The sequence below is a fragment of the Conexibacter sp. JCM 18997 genome, assembly GCF_055391915.1.
This window is the reverse complement of record NZ_AP043885.1, coordinates 1,068,759-1,087,646: the sequence shown is the minus strand read 5'-3', so window position 1 is coordinate 1,087,646 and position 18,888 is coordinate 1,068,759. Positions and strand designations below refer to the sequence as shown.

Annotated in this window: 15 protein-coding genes; 2 read left to right on the top strand and 13 right to left on the bottom strand. The window is 73.5% G+C overall.

Features of this window, described 5'->3' with window-relative positions:
* Window positions 1-58: 58 nt before the first annotated feature.
* The 9 genes from ACZ5UI_RS05680 to ACZ5UI_RS05640 all read right to left on the bottom strand — a co-directional run bounded on the left by ACZ5UI_RS05680 (window position 59) and on the right by ACZ5UI_RS05640 (window position 11,425).
* The gene (locus tag ACZ5UI_RS05680) at window positions 59-655 is read right to left on the bottom strand and encodes a TetR/AcrR family transcriptional regulator (RefSeq protein WP_464195114.1); all 597 of its coding nucleotides are present in this window, start codon (window positions 653-655) and stop codon (window positions 59-61) included.
* A gap of 37 nt (window positions 656-692) precedes the next feature.
* Window positions 693-2,159 (bottom strand): benzaldehyde dehydrogenase, encoded by a 1,467-nt coding sequence (locus ACZ5UI_RS05675; RefSeq protein ID WP_464195112.1) that lies wholly within the window; start codon window positions 2,157-2,159, stop codon window positions 693-695.
* A 54-nt stretch (window positions 2,160-2,213) separates the two neighbouring features.
* Window positions 2,214-3,824, bottom strand: coding sequence for a PucR family transcriptional regulator (locus ACZ5UI_RS05670; protein ID WP_464195110.1), 1,611 nt, complete (start codon window positions 3,822-3,824; stop codon window positions 2,214-2,216).
* 214 nt (window positions 3,825-4,038) lie between these two features.
* Window positions 4,039-5,064, bottom strand: coding sequence for an NAD(P)/FAD-dependent oxidoreductase (locus tag ACZ5UI_RS05665; RefSeq protein ID WP_464197762.1), 1,026 nt, complete (start codon window positions 5,062-5,064; stop codon window positions 4,039-4,041).
* Between the two features lie 29 nt (window positions 5,065-5,093).
* A complete protein-coding gene (locus tag ACZ5UI_RS05660; protein ID WP_464195108.1) occupies window positions 5,094-6,473 on the bottom strand; it encodes an aspartate aminotransferase family protein in 1,380 nt (459 codons plus the stop codon).
* Between the two features lie 13 nt (window positions 6,474-6,486).
* A complete protein-coding gene (locus ACZ5UI_RS05655; RefSeq protein WP_464195106.1) occupies window positions 6,487-7,869 on the bottom strand; it encodes an aspartate aminotransferase family protein in 1,383 nt (460 codons plus the stop codon).
* Complete coding sequence (locus ACZ5UI_RS05650) at window positions 7,866-9,314, bottom strand: aminobutyraldehyde dehydrogenase (protein ID WP_464195104.1); 1,449 nt, start codon at window positions 9,312-9,314, stop codon at window positions 7,866-7,868. Before ACZ5UI_RS05650 ends, ACZ5UI_RS05655 begins: the two co-directional genes overlap by 4 nt.
* 60 nt (window positions 9,315-9,374) lie before the next feature.
* Entirely contained in the window at window positions 9,375-10,700 is a 1,326-nt protein-coding gene (locus ACZ5UI_RS05645) for an NAD(P)/FAD-dependent oxidoreductase (protein ID WP_464195102.1), read from the bottom strand.
* On the bottom strand, window positions 10,700-11,425 hold the full coding sequence (locus ACZ5UI_RS05640) for an alpha/beta fold hydrolase (protein WP_464195100.1): 726 nt from the start codon (window positions 11,423-11,425) through the stop codon (window positions 10,700-10,702). The genes ACZ5UI_RS05645 and ACZ5UI_RS05640 overlap by 1 nt, the downstream gene beginning before the upstream one ends.
* A 30-nt stretch (window positions 11,426-11,455) precedes the next feature.
* Here ACZ5UI_RS05640 and menD point away from each other — a divergent pair, with 30 nt between their 5' ends.
* Window positions 11,456-13,189 carry a 2-succinyl-5-enolpyruvyl-6-hydroxy-3-cyclohexene-1-carboxylic-acid synthase gene (gene menD, locus ACZ5UI_RS05635; protein ID WP_464195098.1) on the top strand — a complete coding sequence of 578 codons (1,734 nt, stop codon included), beginning with the start codon at window positions 11,456-11,458 and terminating at the stop codon, window positions 13,187-13,189.
* A gap of 3 nt (window positions 13,190-13,192) precedes the next feature.
* On the opposite strand, the gene ACZ5UI_RS05630 is transcribed toward menD, so the two are convergent.
* Window positions 13,193-13,858 (bottom strand): head GIN domain-containing protein, encoded by a 666-nt coding sequence (locus ACZ5UI_RS05630; protein ID WP_464195096.1) that lies wholly within the window; start codon window positions 13,856-13,858, stop codon window positions 13,193-13,195.
* Between the two features lie 78 nt (window positions 13,859-13,936).
* A complete protein-coding gene (locus ACZ5UI_RS05625; RefSeq protein ID WP_464195094.1) occupies window positions 13,937-15,373 on the bottom strand; it encodes an isochorismate synthase in 1,437 nt (478 codons plus the stop codon).
* A 24-nt stretch (window positions 15,374-15,397) separates the two neighbouring features.
* Here ACZ5UI_RS05625 and ACZ5UI_RS05620 point away from each other — a divergent pair, with 24 nt between their 5' ends.
* A complete protein-coding gene (locus ACZ5UI_RS05620) occupies window positions 15,398-16,594 on the top strand; it encodes an MFS transporter (RefSeq protein WP_464195092.1) in 1,197 nt (398 codons plus the stop codon).
* 39 nt (window positions 16,595-16,633) lie between these two features.
* Here ACZ5UI_RS05620 and ilvN read toward each other — a convergent pair whose 3' ends face one another.
* Window positions 16,634-17,131 (bottom strand): acetolactate synthase small subunit, encoded by a 498-nt coding sequence (ilvN, locus tag ACZ5UI_RS05615; protein ID WP_464197759.1) that lies wholly within the window; start codon window positions 17,129-17,131, stop codon window positions 16,634-16,636.
* Between the two features lie 68 nt (window positions 17,132-17,199).
* On the bottom strand, window positions 17,200-18,876 hold the full coding sequence (gene ilvB, locus ACZ5UI_RS05610) for a biosynthetic-type acetolactate synthase large subunit (protein WP_464195090.1): 1,677 nt from the start codon (window positions 18,874-18,876) through the stop codon (window positions 17,200-17,202).
* Window positions 18,877-18,888: the final 12 nt, after the last annotated feature.

The following is an 18,888-nucleotide window of genomic DNA, read 5'->3' as shown; positions in this document are numbered from 1 at the left end:
TGCGCACGCACGGATCGCGAGCGTGCGATCCGTCACTCCTGCGGGCGGTCCGCGGCGCCTACGGCGCGAGGCGCTCGCGCAGGGCGTCGTCGAGCATCGCCGTGGCGGTGTCCATGTCGACGAAGCCCCAGCGCAGCGACGGGCCGAGCCCGTCGATCAGCGTGGTCAGCAGCAGGGCGGCGCCGGCGCCGTCGACGCCCGCGCGCACCGACTCGTCCTCCAGGCCCGCCGCGATCAACTCCTGGATGCGGGTGGACCACGCGTGCTGGCGCTCGAGGATCACGTCGCGCAGCTCGGGCGCGACCATGCCGTGGGTCCACAGCTCCTGCCACAGCCGCCAGCTCAGGGCGACGATCGGGTCGCCCTGGGAGTCCAGGCACAGGAGCAGCTCGATGCGCAGCGCGGCCAGCGCGTCCGGCGCCCCCGCCGAGCGCTCCGTGATGACCGCCGTGGCGCGCTCGTCGGCCTGCACGAACGCCGCGCGGATCAGATCGTCGCGCGAGCGGAAGTGGTTGGAGACCAGCGGCTGGGAGACGCCGGCCTCGTCGGCCACGTCGCGCACCCGGAAGCCGCCCACGCCGCGCGCGGCGATCGCCCGACCGGCCGCCTCGACGATCTCGGCCCGACGGGCCTCGGCGCTCATCCGCTGACTCATGTGACCGCCAGCGTAGAGACCGAGGCCCGGAGGCCGTCTAGAACGGGTACGTCGCCGGCTCGGCGCGCTCCGTCGTCCAGCGCCACTGGCTGAACTCGTGCAGGTTGGCCTCGCCGCCGAAGCGCCCGCCGTTGCCCGACGCGCCCACGCCGCCGAACGGCACGCGTGCGTCGTCGGCCACCGAGCCGTCGTTGATGTGGGCCATGCCCGTGTTCAGGCCGTTGGCGATCGCCCGTCCGCGACCCGGGCTGCTGGTGAAGATGCCGGCCGACAGCCCGTACTCGGTGTCGTTGGCCAGCGCGATCGCCTCCTCGTCGTCGGAGAAGGTCATCACCGGGGCGACCGGACCGAAGATCTCCTCACGCCAGCCGCGCATGTCCGGCTTCATCTCGGCCAGCACGGTGGCCGGGAAGTACGGCGCGTTGCCCTCCCCGCCGGCCAGCACCTGCGCGCCCTGGCCGATCGTGTCGGACACGATCGACTGGACCTTGTCGAACTGGCTGGGGTTGATGATCGGCCCCAGCGCCACCTGCTCGGTGTTGGGGTTGCCGACGGGCAGGTGCGCCGCCCGCGCGGCCAGCTTCTCCAGGTACTCCGCGGCGACCTTCTCGTGCACCAGGTGGCGGCCGGAGGCCATGCAGATCTGGCCCTGGTGCAGGAACGAGGCCCACGCGCCCGAGGACGAGGCCGCGTCCAGGTCGGCGTCCTCCAGGATGATGAAGGAGCTCTTGCCGCCCAGCTCCAGCGACACGCGCTTGAGGTTCTCGCCGCAGGAGGCGCCGACCTTGCGCCCGGCCGCGGTCGAACCGGTGAACGACACGAACGTGATCTCGGGCGCGGTGCACACCGCCGCGCCGGCCTCGCGACCGCCCGGCAGGACGTGCAGGACGCCCTCGGGCAGCCCGGCCTCCTCGAAGATCCGCGCGAACACGTAGCCGCCGCACACGGGCGTGTTCGGATCGGCCTTGAGCACGACGGTGTTGCCCAGCGCCAGCGCCGGGGCGACCGAGCGCATGCCCAGGATCAGCGGGAAGTTCCACGGCGTGATCACGCCGACGACGCCGATCGGCACGCGCTGGGCGATCGACAGCTTGCCCTCGGTGGGGATCACCTCGCCGCGCAGGCGCGGCGCCAGCGACGCCGCCTCGCGCAGCTCCTTGATCGCCTCGCCGACCTCGAAGTCGCCCTTGGGCTGGATCGAGCCGCCCTCGCGGACGATCCAGCCGGCGATCTCCGCGCGGTGGGCCTCCAGCGCGTGCGCCGCCTTGATCAGGATCTCGGCGCGCTCGTAGGGGTCGGTGGCGGCCCAGGCGGGCTGCGCCTTGTGGGCCAGCGTGGCCGCGCGATGGACCTCCGCCGGAGATGCGCTGGCCACGTCGGCCAGGGTCTCGCCGGTGGCCGGCTCGGTCGTCGGCGCGGTCTCACCGGCGTCGATCCAGCCGCTGCTGAAGAGCTTGTTGAGGATGTGCGGCCCGAGCAGTTCGGGCGCCGCGGTCGCTGCCATGGTCTCTCTCCTCCTGGGGTACGAAGTCTTACTGTCAGACGTTATCGCGGGCCGTCAGTCGGTGTCGACGTATTGGCGGGCGTAGAGCGCGACATGCAGCGTCAGCAGCACGTCGGCGTCGGACAGGTCGACGCCCAGCAGCTGCTCGATGCGGGTCAGCCGGTGGTACAGCGCCTGGCGGTTGAGGTGCAGGGCGCGCGCCGTCTCGGCCTTGCGCCCGCCGTTGGCCAGCAGCGCCTCCAGCGTGGGCAGCAGCACGAGCTTGCGCTGGCGGTCGTGCTCCATCAGGGGGCCCAGCACGCGCTGGACCAGCGCGGCCAGGTCGGCGTCCTCGCGCCAGGTCCACAGCAGGCGGCGCAGCTCCAGCGCGGGCACGTCGTGCCAGGGGCGCTCGGGCAGCCCCACGGCGCTGGCCGCGCTCTCCTCGGCCAGGCGCAGCTCGGCGCCGGCGGCGGCCGGGGGCACCGTGCGGCCCACGGCGAGCGTGACCGTGCCCGCGCCCAGGCGCCGGCCGAAGGCGGCGCGCAGCGCCTGCGCGGCGTCGTCGGCGGCCGGCCCGCGCTGCTCGGCATCCCGCAGCGCGATGACGGCCAGCACCGTGCTCGTCGTCGTGCGCCGCCCGACCACCGCCTGCAGCCCGCGGTCGGCCATGCGCTGGCGCGCGTCGCGCAGCGCGGTCGACCACTCGGCGGGCGCGGCGGTGAGGCCGGCCCGCAGCTCGGCGGCCACGGGCAACAGCAGGTCGGGCGCGGTCTCCAGCCCAGCGGCGACGGCGGCGCGGGCGACGTGATCGGCCTCGATCCGCCCGTCGGCCAGGTTGGCCAGGAACGAGCCGCGCTCGCGCGCGACGAGCTCCTCCTCCTGGCGGGCGCGCAGCAGCGCCAGCGCGACGATGTCGGCGGCGTGGTCGACGACCACCCCGGCCAGCGCGTCGAAGGGCGGGCGCAGGTCGCCGACGATCAGGCGGCCGTCGGACTGGTGGGCGCCCATGCGCACCGCGCCGGCCCGGACCGTCGGCCCGTCGGGCGCGCGGCGGCTGGTCTCCCACACGTCCAAGGCATCCAGATCGGCGTCCGGCGCCGGCGCGTGCGACAGCAGCCGCCCACCCGGGCCCTCCAGGAACACCGGCGCGTGCAGCGTGGCGGCCAGCGCGGCCAGCACCTCGGGGATGCCCTGGCCGTCGAGCATCAGCCCGGTCAGGCGCCGCTGGATCTGCTCGCCGCGACGCAGCAGCGCGTAGTGCGAGGAGACGATCTCGGTGTGCACCGCCTCGGTCACCGTGACGAAGGCGATCTCGCGGTGCAGCGCGACGAGCGGCAGGTGGTTGCGCCGGGCGGCGTCGAGGATCGGGCCCGGCATCTCCGAGAACGCGGTCCCCAGCTCGATCACCAGCGCGGCGACCTGCTGCTCGGCCAGGCCGTCGACGTAGCGGCGCTGCTCGCCCGCCTTCGTGCCGATCGCCATGCCCGTGGTCAGGAGCATCTCGCCGCCGATCAGCAGCGACGCGATGTTCGCCACCTCGCCGGCGTGGACCCAGCGGATCGGCCGGTCGAGCCGGTCGTGGCCGGCCAGCACCTGCGGCATGCCGCGGCGCATCACCGGCAGCGCCAGCGCCTGGCGGACGGTCATCTCCGGCTGGATGTCGGCCACGGTCGCGCGCTCCACGCGGCGTAGTCTGACGCCTGCCGTCCGCGTCAGCGCGGGGGCAGGCGAACGACGGGCACCGAAAGCAGCACGGGGGTGTTCGGCGACGCCATTCGCACGTCACATTGCGCCTCGCTCCCGCGCCCGGGCGCCGAACCGTCATTCAGTCGCGCTGAGCGCCACACAGGCGCGAGTCGTTTCTCGCTCCCGCTCAGCGAGAGCGATCGTTCGTCGTTCAGCCAGCGAGGTCCGGATGGACCGACTCGGCCTCGTAGTCGAGGACCGTCGAGGCGAGGCGTTCGCCGATCAACGGTCCGAACTTCATGAGGTTCGACCCCGAGAAGGCGATCACCCGGCCGGCCCGGCGCGCGGCGAACCCGTCGTCGTCGGCGTCCAGGTAGGGCGCCTTCACCGACACGCAGCGGATCTCGTCGACCGGGGTCGGATCCAGGCCAGGCAGGTGCTGTGGGATCCACTCGGCGTGCTGGGCGTAGACGCCCGGGATGTACTCGTCCATCGACATCGCCTCGATCGGGACGTGCTGCGTGGAGTACTCCAGGCCCATGGCGAACCGGCCCGTCGTGCCCAGCGGCAGGCCGTAGCCGTTGCCGCCCACGATCACGCAGGCCGACGGGAGCACGTTCGGGCCGGTGTAGGTGAGGCGCACGTGGTGGAAGAAGCGCAGCTCCATGTCGATGCCCACGGTCAGTGCGAGCGGCTGCGTGTCGACGCCGGCGCACACCACCACCCAGTCCGCGCTCAGCGACGAGCCGTCAGCCAGGACGACGGCGCCGTCGGCGGAGACCGAGCGCACGTCCGCGATCCGCACGTCCACCCGCGACGCCAGGGCCTGCAGCGTGCGGCGCACGCGGATCCCGCCGGCCAGCGGATCGAGCAGTCCAGACGCGTACCCGTGCGCGTCGCCCATGATCGGGACGCGCTGCGCGATCTGTGCGCCGGTCAGCGGCTCCCAGGGCGCGCCCACGGCGTCCATCGCCACCGCCCGCCGGTCGGCCGACTCCGGCCCGGCGAGCACGAGCCCCTCCTCCCCCAGCAGCCGCCCGGCACCGAGCTCCGCCTCCCAGCGGCGCCAGCCGTCACGGGCGGTGAAGGCCAGCTCGCCCAGGCGCGGGGTCATGTGGGCGATGCGGAAGATCCGGGCCAGGCCCGCGGACTGCTCGGCCCCGATCGCCTCCCGCTCGAGCACCGTGACGTCGACACCCCGGCGCGAGAGCTCGTACGCAGCGCCGAGACCGCAGATCCCGGCGCCGACGACGATCGCCGACGGGCTCAGACGCCCACGCCCATGTACGCCCCAGCGTCGGCCAGCACCTCGCCCAGGCGCCCGACGATGTCGTCGAGCAGCGCCACGTCGGCGATCAGCGGCGGGGCGATCTGCAGCACCGAGTCACCGCGGTCGTCGCAGCGGGCGATCACGCCCGCCTCGAGCAGCCGCTTGGGCAGGAACCCGCGCAGCAGCCGGTCGCGCTCCTCCTTGGTGAACGTGCGGTTGGCCTCGTCGCCGACCAGCTCGATGGCCCAGAAGAAGCCCCGGCCACGCGTGTCGCCGACGATCGGCAGCGACCGCAGGCCGGCCAGCTGGTCCTCGAGGTGGCCCTCCAGCGCGTAGACGTTCTGCAGCAGGCCCTCGCGCTCGAAGATCTCGATGTTGCGCAGCGCGACCGCGGCGCACACCGGGTGACCGGCGAACGTGATGCCGTGGCGCAGCGCGCTGTTGGACCCGTGCAGCGACTCGGCCACGTCGTCGCTGACCATGACGGCGCCCATCGGCAGGTAGGCCGACGTGATGCCCTTGGCCGTCGTGGCCATGTCGGGCACGACGCCCTCGCGCTCGATGCCCAGCCACTCGCCCAGGCGCCCGAAGCCGCAGATGACCTCGTCGGAGACCAGCAGCGCACCGATCTCGTCGGCGATGTCGCGCAGCCCCTGCCAGTAGCCCGCGGGCGCGGTCAGGCAGCCGCCGGCGTTCTGGACCGGCTCGGCGATGATCACCGCGACGTTCTCGGCGCCGAGCTCGTCGATCGTGGCGCGCAGCTCGCCCAGCAGCCGGGCGCAGAACGCCTCGGGGTCGTTGCCGTCCGGCGCGCGGAACGCGTTCGTGTTGGCCACGTGGGTGACGTCCACGGGCGACGGACCGAAGAGCTCCTTGAAGGCGGGCACTCCGGTGAAGGACAGCGCGCCCAGCGTCACGCCGTGGTAGGCGTTGCGGCGGGCGATCGCCTTCGTGCGCTGCGGCTGGCCGATGGCCACGAAGTGCTCACGGGCGATCTTCCAGGCCGCCTCGACGGACTCCGAGCCGCCGTTGGTGAAGAACACGTGGTTGAGGTGGCCGGGCATGCGCTCGGCCAGCGCGTCGGCCAGCTCGATGGCCGGCGGGTGCGCGGTGGCCCAGTTCGTGTTGAACGGCAGCGCCTGCATCTGGGCGGCGATGACCGACGTCATCTCCTCGCCGAACGAGTAGCCGATCTGGGCGCAGAACAGCGACGACAGCGCGTCGACGTAGCGGTTGCCCTTGGTGTCGAACACGTACGGGCCCTCGCCGCGCTCGATGACCAGCAGGTCGCGGTCGTCGGCGTAGGCGGCCGAGTGGTTGGTGAAGTGCAGGAGCAGATGCTCGCGCGCGTTGTCCTGAAGCAGCTGGTGGCTCATCGGTGGTGGTTCCTCACGCTCGCAGGTCGGCGGCCATCTCCCGGAACACGCTGACGTAGGCGTCGATCGCTTCGTCGGTATGCGTCACCGACAGCGTCCACTCCTCCTCGCGTCCCGGCGTCATGAAGATGCCGCGGTTGGCGTTGTAGAGCCAGGCCAGATCCGCCAGCTCGGCGTCCTGGTGCTCCTTGAACGTCTCGTAGTCGATGACCTTCACCGGGGCGAAGGTCACGCAGCCCTTGGAGCCGACGCCGACCGCGTAGCCGGGCAGCTCGAACTCGTCGACGACCGCCTGGCACCCGCCGACGATCCGGTCGTTGAGGTGGTCGAGGTGGGCGTAGGCCCCGGGGGTCAGCACCTCGAGCAGGCTGGCGCGTGCGCTGGCCATGCCCAGCGGGTTCCCGTTGTAGGTGCCCACCTGGTAGACGGTCCCGTCCTCGACGATCGCGGCGACCTCCTCGGTCATGCCGATCGCGCCGGTGGGCAGCCCGCCGCCCAGGGACTTGGCCAGCGTGACCATGTCGGGCACGACGCCGAAGCGCTCGACGGCACCGCCCGCGGCGATGCACAGGCCGGTCTTGACCTCGTCGAAGATCAACACGATGCCGTGCTTGGCGGTGATGTCGCGCACGGCCTGCAGGTAGCCGTCCTCGGGCAGCACGACCCCGAGGTTCATCATCGCCGCCTCCATGATCACGCAGGCCGGCTTGCGGCCCTGGCGATCGAGCTCGACGATCCGGCGCTCCATCGACTCGGCGTCGTTGAAGTGGACGGCGAAGACGTGGTCGACGGTCGACTGCGGGATGCCGCCGCCGTAGGGCAGCGACACCGGGTGGTCGTGGTCGCCGATCTTGTCGTACTCGACGCCGATCGAGACCATCACCGTGTCGTGGTGGCCGTGGTAGCTGCCGAAGATCTTCAGGACGTCGTCGCGGCCGGTCAGGGCGCGGGCGATGCGGATCGCGTCCATCGTCGACTCCGAGCCGGAGTTCGTGTAGCGCCAGCGCGGAAGCTCGAAACGGCGCACGAGCTCCTCGGCCACGACGATGGCGTCCTCGGTCGGCGCGGCGAAGTGCGTGCCCTGGGCGTAGCGGGCGTTGACCGCCGCGCCGATCGCCGGGTGCGCGTGGCCCTGGACCATCGAGCCGAAGCCGTTGTGGAAGTCCCACAGCTCGTTGCCGTCGACGTCCCACACCTTCGGGCCGTCGCCGCGCTCCAGGTAGATCGGCCAGGGATCGCGCACCTGGTAGTTGGAGGCCACCCCGGCGGCCAGCGGCTGGCGCGCGCGCTCGTACATGCGCCCCGAGCCCGGCGTGCGCTCGTCCAGCTGCTTGGCCTCGCGCTCGGTCAGCTCCGCGATGCGCTCGCGGGAGATCGACGTGGCGGTGGTGGTCATGACTCCCCCAGGTTGAACATGACGTGCTTGACGCGGGTGTACTCCTCCAGCGAGTACGCCGACAGGTCCTTGCCGTACCCGGACTGCCCGAAGCCGCCGTGCGGCATCTCCGACAGGAACGGGATGTGGTCGTTGACCCAGACGCAGCCGAAGTTCAGCTCGCGCGTGAAGCGCAGCGCCTGGGTGACGTCCTGCGTCCAGATCGACGACGACAGGCCGTAGACGCAGTCGTTGGCCCAGGCCAGCGCCTGGTCGGCGTCGGCGGCGCGCTGCACCGAGACGACGGGGCCGAACACCTCGCGCTGGACGATCTCGCTGTCCTGCGCGGGGCCGGCGACGACCGTCGGCTGCACGAAGAACCCGCGCTCGCCGGTGGCCTGGCCACCGGTCAGCACCTGCGCGCCCGCCGCGGCGGCGCGCTCCACGAAGCCGAGCACGCGCGCGCGCTGGCGGGCGGAGATGACCGGACCGAGCTCGACGTCGTCGGCGAACGGGTCGCCCACGACGAGCGACTCGACCGCGGGCACCAGGCGCTCGAGCAGCCCGTCGTAGGCGCCGTCGGTGGCGATCACCCGGCAGGCGGCGGTGCAGTCCTGGCCGGCGTTGAAGAACGAGGAGACGCGCAGGTTGGCCGCCACCGCGTCGAGGTCGGCGTCGTCGAGCACGACGACCGGGGCCTTGCCGCCCAGCTCGAGGTGCACGCGGGCCAGCGTGTCGGCGGCCGCGCGAGCGATCGCCTGGCCGGTGCCCACCGACCCGGTCAGCGAGATCATCCGGATCGCCGGATCCCTGACCAGGCTCGTGCCGACCGGATCGCCGTGCCCGGTGACGACGTTGAGGACGCCCGCGGGCAGCACCTGCGCGGCCAGCTCGGCCAGGCGGATCGTGCTCAGCGGGGTCAGCTCCGACGGCTTGAGCACGATCGTGTTGCCGGCGGCCAGCGCCGGGCCGATCTTCCAGATGGCCATGGCCAGCGGGTAGTTCCACGGGGTGATCTGCCCGACGACGCCCAGCGGCTCGCGGCGCACCATCGACGTGTAGCCGTCGAGGTACTCGCCCGCCGCCTTGCCCTCGAGCACGCGCGCGGCACCGGCGAAGAAGCGCAGGTGGTCCGAGCAGGCGGGGATCTCCTCGGCCGCCGCGGCGCGCGGCTTGCCGGCGTTGCGGGCCTCCAGGTCGGTCAGCTCGTCGGCGTGCGCGTCCAGCAGGTCGGCCAGCGCGAGCAGCGCGGCGGCGCGATCCGCGGGGGTCGTGCGGCCCCAGTCACGCGCGGCGGCGGATGTGGCGGCGACGGCGCGGGCGACGTCGTCGACGCCGCCCAGGGGCACCCGCGCGATCACCGCCTCGGTGGCCGGGTTGATCACGTCCTCGAGCGCCCCGGCGACCGCGGTGACGGTCTGGCCGGCCACGACGTTGCCGAAGGTGACCTGCTCGGTGGCGCTCATGTGCAGATCATGCCCGTTCGAACGTCGTTCGACATACGGACAGGTCGTCGGAGCCTGCGCTCATCTTCCCGACACCAGGTCGGCCAACCGGGCCAGACGGCTGTCCCGCCCGCTCGCGCGAGCCGATTCGCGGCGGTCGGCGGCCCGGTACAGCCCGTAGACCAGGTGCGCCCCCAGCCAGCGCAGCGGTTCGGGCTCCCAACGCCGCGCGGTGCGCCCGACCCAGGGCAGCGCCGTCCGCTCGCTGTCGCGCTCCAGGACCAGGTCGGCCAGCGTGCGCCCGGCCAGGTTCGTCGTCGAGACGCCGTTGCCGACGTACCCGCCGGCGATCCCCAGACCGGTCGCCCGATCCAGCCGCACGGTCGGCGACCAGTCACGCGGAACGCCGAGCACGCCGCACCAGGCGTGGTCGATCGGCACCGGGGTCGCCGCCGGGAAGAAGTCGTGCAGGAGCTCGATCAGCTGGCGCGCGGTGGCCGCCTGGGTCTGCCCGTTGTGGTCGGTGCGCGAGCCGAAGCGGTAGGGCACGCCCCGGCCACCGAAGGCGATCCGCCCGTCGGCGGTGCGCTGCGCGTAGATGTAGGCGTGGGCCTCGTCGCCGAGCACGGCGGGTTGGGCCCAGCCGATCTGGTCCCACACGTCCTCGGGCAGCGGCGCGGTGACGACGATGGCCGAGTTGAGCGGCAGCCAGTCGCGCTGGTGGCCGGCCAACGACGCGGTGAACCCCTCCAGGCAGACGAGCACCGTGGCGGCCTGGACCCGCCCGCGCGGCGTGGTCGCGGCCCCCGCGGCGACCGACGTGACCGGCGTGGACTCGTGGATCGTCACGCCGAGGCGCTCCACGGCGGCGGCCAGGCCCCGGACCAGCTTGGCCGGCTGGACCCGGGCGCAGTGCGGGTTCCAGGCGCCGGCCTGCGCCCCGTCGACCCGGATGCGCGCCTCCAGCGCGGCCCGGTCCAACGGCAGCAGGTCGTGGCCCGGCTCGGCCAGCTCCGCCTCCAGACGAGCGACCTGGGCGGCGCTGCGGGCCACCTTCAGCTCACCCGCCTTGACGATGTCCGCGTCGATCCCCTCCCGCGCGCAGACGGCGATCACCTCGTCGATCGCGCCCCGCAGCGCGTCGCGGGAGAGCCGATCGGCCGGACCGTTGTGGTGGTCGCTGAGCCAGCCGCCGTTGCGCCCCGACGCGCCGAACCCGGCGAACTCGCGCTCGAGCACGACGATGTCGAGGTCGGGCTGGGCGCGCTTGAGGTAGTAGGCGCTCCACAGCCCGGTGAAGCCGGCACCGACGATGCACACGTCGGCCCGGCGGTCGTCGGGCAGCGGCGCGCGGCGCGTCGGCAGGCCGATCTGGTCGTACCAGAAGGAGACCGCGCCGTTGCGCATCAAGGGCGCAGCGCCCGGGCCAGCGCGCCCGGTGCCTCCAGCGGGAGAGCGTGCCCGACGCCGGCGATCACCACCACCTTGGCCCAGGGCATGCGCGTGTGCAGGCGCCGGGCGATCTCGCGGTAGCGCTCGTCCTCGGACCCCACGACGATCGTCACCGGCAGGTTGAGGTGCGCCAGCCGCTCCCACACGTGGGGCATCGCACCGGTGCCGAAGCCGCGCAGCGAGGCGGCCAGCCCGGCCGGGTCCTGGGTCAGCCGCTCGGCCCGCGCCGCGGCGCGCGCCGCGTCGCCCTGGGTGGCCCACAGCGGCAGCGCGCCCCAGCGGTCGGCGAACGCCTCGATCCCGTCGCGCTCGAGGTCGTCGGCCAGCGCCTCGTCGTCGGCCCGCCGGGCGGCCGCCTTCTCGGGGTTGCGGATGCCCGCGGTGGTGGAGATGAGGATCAGGCGGCGGATGCGCTGCGGCGCGGCCAGCGCGACGTGCAGCGCCAGCCGCCCGCCCATCGAGTAGCCGGCCAGCGCGAAGCGCCCCGGGGTCAGCGCGAGCACGTCGGCCACCAGCTGGTCGGTGTCGATCGGCCGCGCGGCCGCGTTGGCGCCGTGGCCGCGCAGGTCCGGCGCGATCGTCTCCAGGTCGGGCGCCCATTCGGCCAGCCGGGTCCGCGTGGCGGCCCACGCCGCGGAGGTCTGCGTGAAGCCATGCAAGAGCACGAGCGGGTCGGCCATGAGCACACGATTACAGTCCTGGTCGCCGCCATGTCCGCCCGTGCCGACAGCCACCTGCTCCTGCGCGCCTTCGTCGACGAGCTCGTCCGCTGCGGCGTGACCGACGCCGTCACCTCCCCGGGCTCGCGCTCGACCCCGGTCGTGCTGGCGCTGGCCCGCGCCGCCGGCCTGCGCGCGCACTCGCAGGTCGACGAGCGCGCGGCGGGGTTCTTCGCGCTGGGGATCGCCAAGGCCACGCGCCGGCCGGTGGTCATCGCCTGCACGTCGGGCACCGCCGCGGCGGAGTACCTGCCCGCGGTGATCGAGGCCCACGAGGCCGGGGTGCCGCTGCTCGTGCTGACCGCCGACCGCCCGCCCGAGCTGCGCGACGTCGGCGCCGGCCAGACCGTCGATCAGGTCAAGCTCTACGGCAGCGCGGTGCGCTGGTACGTCGATCTCGGGCTGCACGAGGCGACGCCCGCGTCGGTGCGCTTCGCCCGCACGCTGGCCTGCCGGGCCGTGTGGGCGACCAGCGGCGCCGCCGGGCGGCCCGGCCCCGTCCACGTCGACGTGCCGCTGCGCGAGCCGCTCGTGCCCGTCGCCCCGCTGGAGGACGATCCGCAGCCCGGCCGCCCCGGCGGCGCGCCCTGGCTGGCCCGGCCGGCGGCGGCGCCCGCGTCCAGCGCCGGCACGCTGACCGCCGCGGTGATCGACCACGCGCGCGTCCTCGTGGTGGCGGGGCGCAGCGAGCGCGACCCGCACCTGCCCGACGTGATCGAGGCGTTCGCCGACGCGGCCGGCGCGCCGCTGCTGGCCGACACGCTGTCGGGCGCGCGCCGCTCGCCCAACGCGATCGCCCACTACGACGCGCTGCTGCGCGACGGGCGCTTCGCCGCCGCGCAGACGCCGGACCTGGTGCTGCGCGTGGGCGATCTGCCGACCTCCAAGCCGCTGCGCGGCTGGCTGGCCGCGCTCGATCCGTCGATCCCGCAGCTGGCCTTCGATCCGGAGGCGGTGTGGCACGACCCGGAGGGGACGCTGCACGCCTCGCTGACCGGCGACCCGGGCGCGTCGCTGCTGCACGCGGCGGCCGACCTGGCCGAGCGCGGGCTCGGACGGGAGGGCGGGCCGTGGCTGGACAGCTGGCGCGCCGCCGACGCGGTGGCCGCCGAGGCGATCGGCGCGACGCTCGGGGGCGAGGCCCTCAACGAGCCGCTCGTGGCCCGCACCCTGGCCGCGGCGCTGCCCGCCGGCGCCGTCCTGTTCGTCGCCTCCTCGATGCCCGTGCGTGACCTGGAGACGTTCACGGCCGCGCGCGAGGACGCCCCGCGCGTGCTCTGCAACCGCGGCGCCAACGGGATCGACGGGACGGTGGCCAGCGCGCTGGGCGTCGCCGCGAGCGGCCCGCCGACGACGCTGCTGATCGGCGACGTCGCGCTGGCCTACGACCACAGCGCCCTGCTCGCCCTGACCCGTGGCGGCGCGCCGCTGACGATCGTGCTGATCGACAACGCGGGCGGCGGCATCTTCGACTTCCTCCCCGTCGGCAGCCCCGGGCAGGCCGACGTGTACGAGCGCCACGTGGCCACGCCGACCGGCCTGGACCCCGAGCGGATCGCCGCGCTCTACGGGCTGGAGTACGCCCCGGTGGCCACCGTCTGCGCGCTGCGCGACGCCGTCGCCGCGCCGGCCGCGACCGCCCGCCTGCTGCACGTGCGCACCGTGCGCAGCGAGAACGTCGCGCTGCACCGCCGCGTGTGGGACGCGGTGGCCGCCGCGCTGTGACGGTCAGTCGCTGCGGCTCAGGTCGCCCGAGCCGTTGAGCGTCGAGCGCACCTCGGGGTCGCCCGCGTAGTCGATGTCGCCGCTGCCGTCGATCGTGGCCTGGAGCGCGCGGTCGACCGACACGCCGGCGTCACCGCTGCCCTGGATCGACACGGCCGCCTCGGCCGCGCGCAGGTCCTCGAGATCCAGATCGCCGGAGCCGTTGACCGTGGCGTGCAGCGTCTGGACGCGGCCGTGCGCCTCGACGTCGCCCGAGCCCTGGATCGACAGGTCCAACGCCGGCACCGCGCGCTCGCCGAGCTCGAGATCCAGATCGCCCGAGCCGCGCACCTCGCCCGAGGTCAGGCGCGGCACGACGACGTCCACGCGCAGCTCGTGGCCGCCGAAGCTGACCGTGTGGTGATCGTCGCGCCCGATGACCAGCGTGCCGTCGCGCACCTCGGTGCGCACGTCGTCCACGGCGTCCTGGCCGCCGCGCACGACGACGCCGGCGCGGTCGCCGAGGCGCACGTGGACGTCGGCCGAGCCCTGCACGCTGACGCGCTCGAAGGCCGGCACGGCCCGCGTCTCGCTGACGCTCGGGCCGTCGTCGAAGCGCACCCCGCAACCGGTCACCACCATGGCGGAGAGCAGGCCGGCGGACAGGAGCGTGAGGGCTGGACGGAGCATGGCGACGACGCTACGCGCGGTCGCCGCGACCGGGAAGGCGGCCACCCGGTCAACCGGGGGTGCGGGTAGCCCCTCCGCTCACAGGGCGAGAACCGGAAGCAGCGCCTGCAGCTTGGTCTCGGTCTCGGCCAGCTCGGCGGCCGGATCGGAGTCGGCGACCACGCCCACGCCGGCGAAGCACCGGGCCAGCGGGCCGCGGACCAGCGCGCTGCGCAGCGCCACGCAGAACTCGCCGTCCTCGTGCGCGTCGGCCCAGCCCACCGGTCCCGCGTACCAGCCGCGATCCAGGCCCTCCAGCGCGGGGATCAGCGGGCCCGCCACGGCCAGCGGCTCGCCGCCCACCGCCGGGGTCGGGTGCAGCGCGCCGGCCAGCTCGAGCGCGCTGACCGGGTGGCCGAGCTGGGCCCGGATCGGCGTGGCCAGGTGCTGGATGTTGGCCATCTGCACGACGACCGGCTCGGGCGCGGCGGTCACCCACAGCGCGTGCGGGCGCAGCGAGCGCTCGATGCGCCGCACGACGATCGCGTGCTCCTCGCGGTCCTTGTCGGAGCGCAGCAGCTGCTCGCCGAGATGGTCGTCGACGGCCGGATCGGCCGAGCGGCGCGTCGAGCCGGCCAGGCCGAGCGTCGACACGCGCAGGCCGTCGCGGCGCATCAGCAGCTCGGGGCTGGCCGCGATGAACGACGCGTCGCCCCGGCTGACCGCGAAGACGAAGCAGGAGGGGAACGCGTCGCGCAGGATCCCGTGGATGGCGGCCACGTCGTGCGGCGCGGGCGCGTGCACGGCCACCTCCCGGGCCAGGACGATCTTGGCCAGCTCCCCCGCCCGGATGTGCTCGACCGCGCGCGCGACCGCCGCCTCGTAGTGCTCGGGCGGCATCGTCGAGGCGACCTGCACGCGGCCGGCCGGCTCGGGGTCCAGCAGCGGCAGCGGCACCTGGCGCAGCGCGGCCAGCCGCGCGTCCAGCCGGGCCAGCAGGTCGTGCGCGGTCACGTCGGGCGTGGCCAGCGCGCACAGCGTCATGCGCACCTCGCCCGCGCGGCGGTGCAGGGAGACCTCCGGGATCTGCAGCGACGCGGGTGGGAAGCCGGCCCAGTGCGGCGCCGCGGCGCCCCCGTCGGCGAAAGCGAAGCCGCCGACGGCCACGGGGCCCGTGCCGGGCGGCCCGTCGGGCGCGTCGAGCACCGCGTCGGCGATCAGCGCGCGCCACTCGGCCGCCACGCGCGTGAAGCGATCGGGTCCGTCCGCGCGCAGCTCGCGCACGCAGCCCAAGGCGGCCAGCGCGCTGCCGTCGCGGTCGGGCTGCTCGAAGACGAAGGCGGGCTCGTCGCCGGCGCGTGAGGCGAAGACGACGGCGGCGGGATCGACGCCGGCGTCCAGGCGCACGGTGATCGCGGCCAGGGCGGCGCCGTGCGAGCGGGCCCGGCGCAACGCCCGCGCGATGTGCTTCTCCAGCCGTCCGCGGTCGCGCGTGGAGAGCGCGAACCGATCGGGCGACAGGGTGTCGACGGGCACGAATCGAGGATAGTTGCGCGCCGCATGCGCCGCTCGAACGTCCCCGACATCGCGCTCGTCGTGCTGGCCCAGAGCTCTCAGGCGCTGGTGATCGGCGGCGTCGCGCTGTTCCTGCCGCTGATCCGCTCCGATCTGGGCATCAGCTTCACGCAGGCCGGCGCGCTGGATGCCGCCTCGATCTTCGTCTACGCCTGCATGCAGATCCCGGCCGGGCTGCTCGCCGACCGGTTCGGCCCGCGCCGGCTGTTCATGATCGGCCTGCTCGGCGTCAACCTGCTGGCGCTGAGCTTCTCGCTGCTGGACAGCTACGGGCTGCTGGTGGCCAACCAGGCGCTGTCGGGCTTCTTCCGCTCGCTGGTGTTCGCGCCCGGAATGCTCCTGATCACGGCGCTGTTCCGGCCGCAGCGGCGGGCGACCGCGTTGGGGCTGTTCATCGCCGGCGGCTTCTCCAGCAACATCTTCCTGAGCCTGCTCGGGCCGCTGCTGGAGCCCACGCTGGGCTGGCGCGGCCTGTTCGCCTGCTTCTCGGGCATCGGGCTGATCGTGCTGACGCTGTTCTGGCTGCGCACCCGCAACCGTCCGCCGGCGCCGCGGCCGCCGCACGTGCCGCTGCGCGAGGCGCTGCAGGTCCTGCGCGAGCACGCCATGTGGGCGCTGGCGGTGATCCAGTACGTGCGCCTGGCCGTCGTCTTCGGCGTCAACGTGTGGCTGCCCACGTTCATCGTCGACGAGCGCGGCTACTCGCTGCAGACGGCCGGGGCGGTCGTGGCCATGAGCGCGGCGCTGACCGCCCCGTCGAACTTCCTGGGCGGCTACCTGTCCGATCGGCTCGGGCGCCCGCTGGCGGTGATCGGCGGCGCCATGATCGTGCTCGCCGCCACCACCCTGCTGCTGCCGCGGGTGCACGGCATCGGCCTGCTGCTGGCCGTCATCGCCGTCAACGCGACCGTGATGCAGCTCTACTTCGGCCCGCTGTTCGCCGTGCCCGTCGAGATGTTCGGCCTGCGCTCTGCCGGCCTGGTCAGCGGCTTCGGCAACTTCTTCGCCAACATCGGCGGCTTCACGTTCGTCTACGTGCTCGGGGCCGTCAAGGACGCCACGGGCTCGTTCGAGTCCGGCTTCACCGCGCTATCTGTGGCCTGCCTCGTGTCGCTCGGCGCGACCGTGTGGCTGGCTCGGGGTGCCGACCGCGGCCCACGAGCCGCAAGGAGGGCGCGGTAGCCGCTGCCGCGGGGAGGCGGGCCCCCCTTGCGTTCTCTCTCAGGTCTCGCCGCGCCCTCGGGCGATGGCGATCTCGCCGGTGCGCATCATCTCGACCAGGCCGAACGGGCGGACCATCCGCTCGAAGGCCTCGATCTTGTCCGTCGTGCCCGTGACCTCGATGGTCAGCGAGCGCTTGGTCACGTCGACGACCTTGCCGCGGAAGATCTCGCAGATCTGCATGACCTCGGCGCGTTGAGCGCCGTCGGCGGAGACCTTGAAGAGCACGAGCTCGCGGGCGACCGTGTCGGCCGGATCGAGGTCGCGGATCTTCAGCACGTTGATCAGCTTGTGCAGCTGCTTGGTGACCTGATCGATCGGGTGGACCGCGCCATCGAGCGTCAGCGTGATGCGCGAGATGCGCGCGTCGTCGGTCGGGCCGACGGTCAGCGTGTCGATGTTGAAGCCGCGGCGCGCGAACAGGCCGGCGATGCGCGTCAGCACGCCCGGCTTGTTCTCCACGAGGATCGACAGCGTGTGCTTGCGCCCGGAGCGCATCGCGACCGACGCCTCCAGGTCCTCGAGGCTCAGCAGCTCCTTGGTTCCCGGCTCGCCCATGACCCTGCTCACCCCACCATCTCGCGCGCGGCGGCGCCCGGCGCGATCATCGGGAACACGTTCTCTTCCTTGGTCACGCGCACGTCGACGACCACCGGGCCGTCGATGGCCAGCGCGGCCTTCATGTCCTCGACCAGCGTGCCCTTGTCGGTCAGACGCAGGCCCGTGGCCCCGTAGGCCTCGGCGAGCTTGACGAAGTCGGGGAACTCGCCCATGTCGACGTGGCTGTAGCGGCGATCCCAGAACAGCTCCTGCCACTGGCGGACCATGCCCAGGTAGCCGTTGTTCATGATGAAGACCTTGATCGGGATGCCGTTCTGCGCGCAGGTGGCCAGCTCCTGGGCGTTCATCTGCACGCCGCCATCGCCGGTGATGCAGACCACGGTCGCGTCGGGCTGGCCGACGGCCGCGCCCATCGCCGCGGGCAGGCCGTAGCCCATGGTGCCCAGGCCGCCGGAGTTGATCCAGCGGCGCGGCTTGTCGAAGTCGTAGTACTGCGCCGTCCACATCTGGTGCTGACCGACGTCGGAGACGACGATCGCGTCGCCGCCGGTCGCCTCGTACAGCGCCTGGATCATGAACTGCGGCTTGATCTCGTCGTCGGTGCTGTCGTCGTAGCGCAGCGGGTGGCGCTCCTGCCACGCGTCGATGCGCTGCCACCACTCCTCCAGGCGCCGGGGATCCGGCTCCAGCGAGCGGTACTCGGCCACCAGCTTGGTCAGCACGTTCTTCGCGTCGCCGACGATCGGGATGTGCGCCGGCACGTTCTTGGAGATCTCGGCCGGATCGACGTCGATGTGGATGAACTTCGCGCGCGGGGCGAACTCGCTGAGCTTGCCGGTGACGCGGTCGTCGAAGCGGGCGCCGATGCAGCAGACCAGGTCGGCCTCGTCGATGGCGTAGTTGGCCGTGCGCGTGCCGTGCATGCCCAGCATCCCCAGCCACTGCGGGTCCGGTGCGGGGTACGCGCCCAGGCCCATCAGCGTGCAGGTGATCGGGAAGCGGTCGGCCCGCACCAACGCGGTCAGCTCCTCCGACGCGTTGGCGTTCACGACGCCGCCGCCGGCGTAGATGACCGGGCGCCGGGCGCTGGCCAGCGCCTTGGCGGCCTGGCGGATCTGCTTCTGGTTGCCGTCGAACGTCGGCTGGTAGCCGGGCAGCTGCACGTCGGTGACCGGCTCGTAGTCGATCTCGGCCCGCGACAGGTCGGTCGGGATGTCGATGACCACCGGGCCGGGGCGGCCGGTGCGGGCGATGTGGAAGGCCTCGTGGATCGCCCGCGGGATCTCGTTGGGGTGCTGGATCATGAAGCTGTGCTTCACGATCGGCATCGTGATGCCGAGCATGTCGGCTTCCTGGAAGCCGTCGGTGCCCAGCAGGTCGGTGCGCACCTGGCCGGTCAGGAAGACCACCGGCGTGGAGTCCATCATCGCGTCGGTGATCGCGGTGACCAGGTTCGTGGCGCCCGGGCCGGACGTGCCCAGCGCGACGCCGACCTTGCCGGTGGCGCGGGCGTAGCCCTCGGCCGCGTGGCCGCCGCCCTGCTCGTGGCGGACCAGGACGTGCTTGATGCCCGCGTCGACGAACGCGTCGTAGGTGGGAAGGTTGGCGCCGCCGGGGTAGCCGAATACGACGTCCACACCCTCCGCCTTCAGGCACTCCATGACGGCATCGACCGCACGCATGCGCAAACCCTC

Bases quoted from the DNA above. Each gene is read 5' to 3' on its own strand.
- ACZ5UI_RS05680 (WP_464195114.1), bottom strand. From the start codon at position 655: ATGAGTCAGCGGATGAGCGCCGAGGCCCGTCGGGCCGAGATCGTCGAG.
- ACZ5UI_RS05675 (WP_464195112.1), bottom strand. From the start codon at position 2,159: ATGGCAGCGACCGCGGCGCCCGAACTGCTCGGGCCGCACATCCTCAAC.
- ACZ5UI_RS05660 (WP_464195108.1), bottom strand. From the start codon at position 6,473: ATGAGCCACCAGCTGCTTCAGGACAACGCGCGCGAGCATCTGCTCCTG.
- ACZ5UI_RS05655 (WP_464195106.1), bottom strand. From the start codon at position 7,869: ATGACCACCACCGCCACGTCGATCTCCCGCGAGCGCATCGCGGAGCTG.
- ACZ5UI_RS05650 (WP_464195104.1), bottom strand. From the start codon at position 9,314: ATGAGCGCCACCGAGCAGGTCACCTTCGGCAACGTCGTGGCCGGCCAG.
- ACZ5UI_RS05645 (WP_464195102.1), bottom strand. From the start codon at position 10,700: ATGCGCAACGGCGCGGTCTCCTTCTGGTACGACCAGATCGGCCTGCCG.
- ACZ5UI_RS05640 (WP_464195100.1), bottom strand. From the start codon at position 11,425: ATGGCCGACCCGCTCGTGCTCTTGCATGGCTTCACGCAGACCTCCGCG.
- menD (WP_464195098.1), top strand. From the start codon at position 11,456: ATGTCCGCCCGTGCCGACAGCCACCTGCTCCTGCGCGCCTTCGTCGAC.
- ACZ5UI_RS05630 (WP_464195096.1), bottom strand. From the start codon at position 13,858: ATGCTCCGTCCAGCCCTCACGCTCCTGTCCGCCGGCCTGCTCTCCGCC.
- ACZ5UI_RS05620 (WP_464195092.1), top strand. From the start codon at position 15,398: ATGCGCCGCTCGAACGTCCCCGACATCGCGCTCGTCGTGCTGGCCCAG.
- ilvN (WP_464197759.1), bottom strand. From the start codon at position 17,131: ATGCGCTCCGGGCGCAAGCACACGCTGTCGATCCTCGTGGAGAACAAG.
- ilvB (WP_464195090.1), bottom strand. From the start codon at position 18,876: ATGCGTGCGGTCGATGCCGTCATGGAGTGCCTGAAGGCGGAGGGTGTG.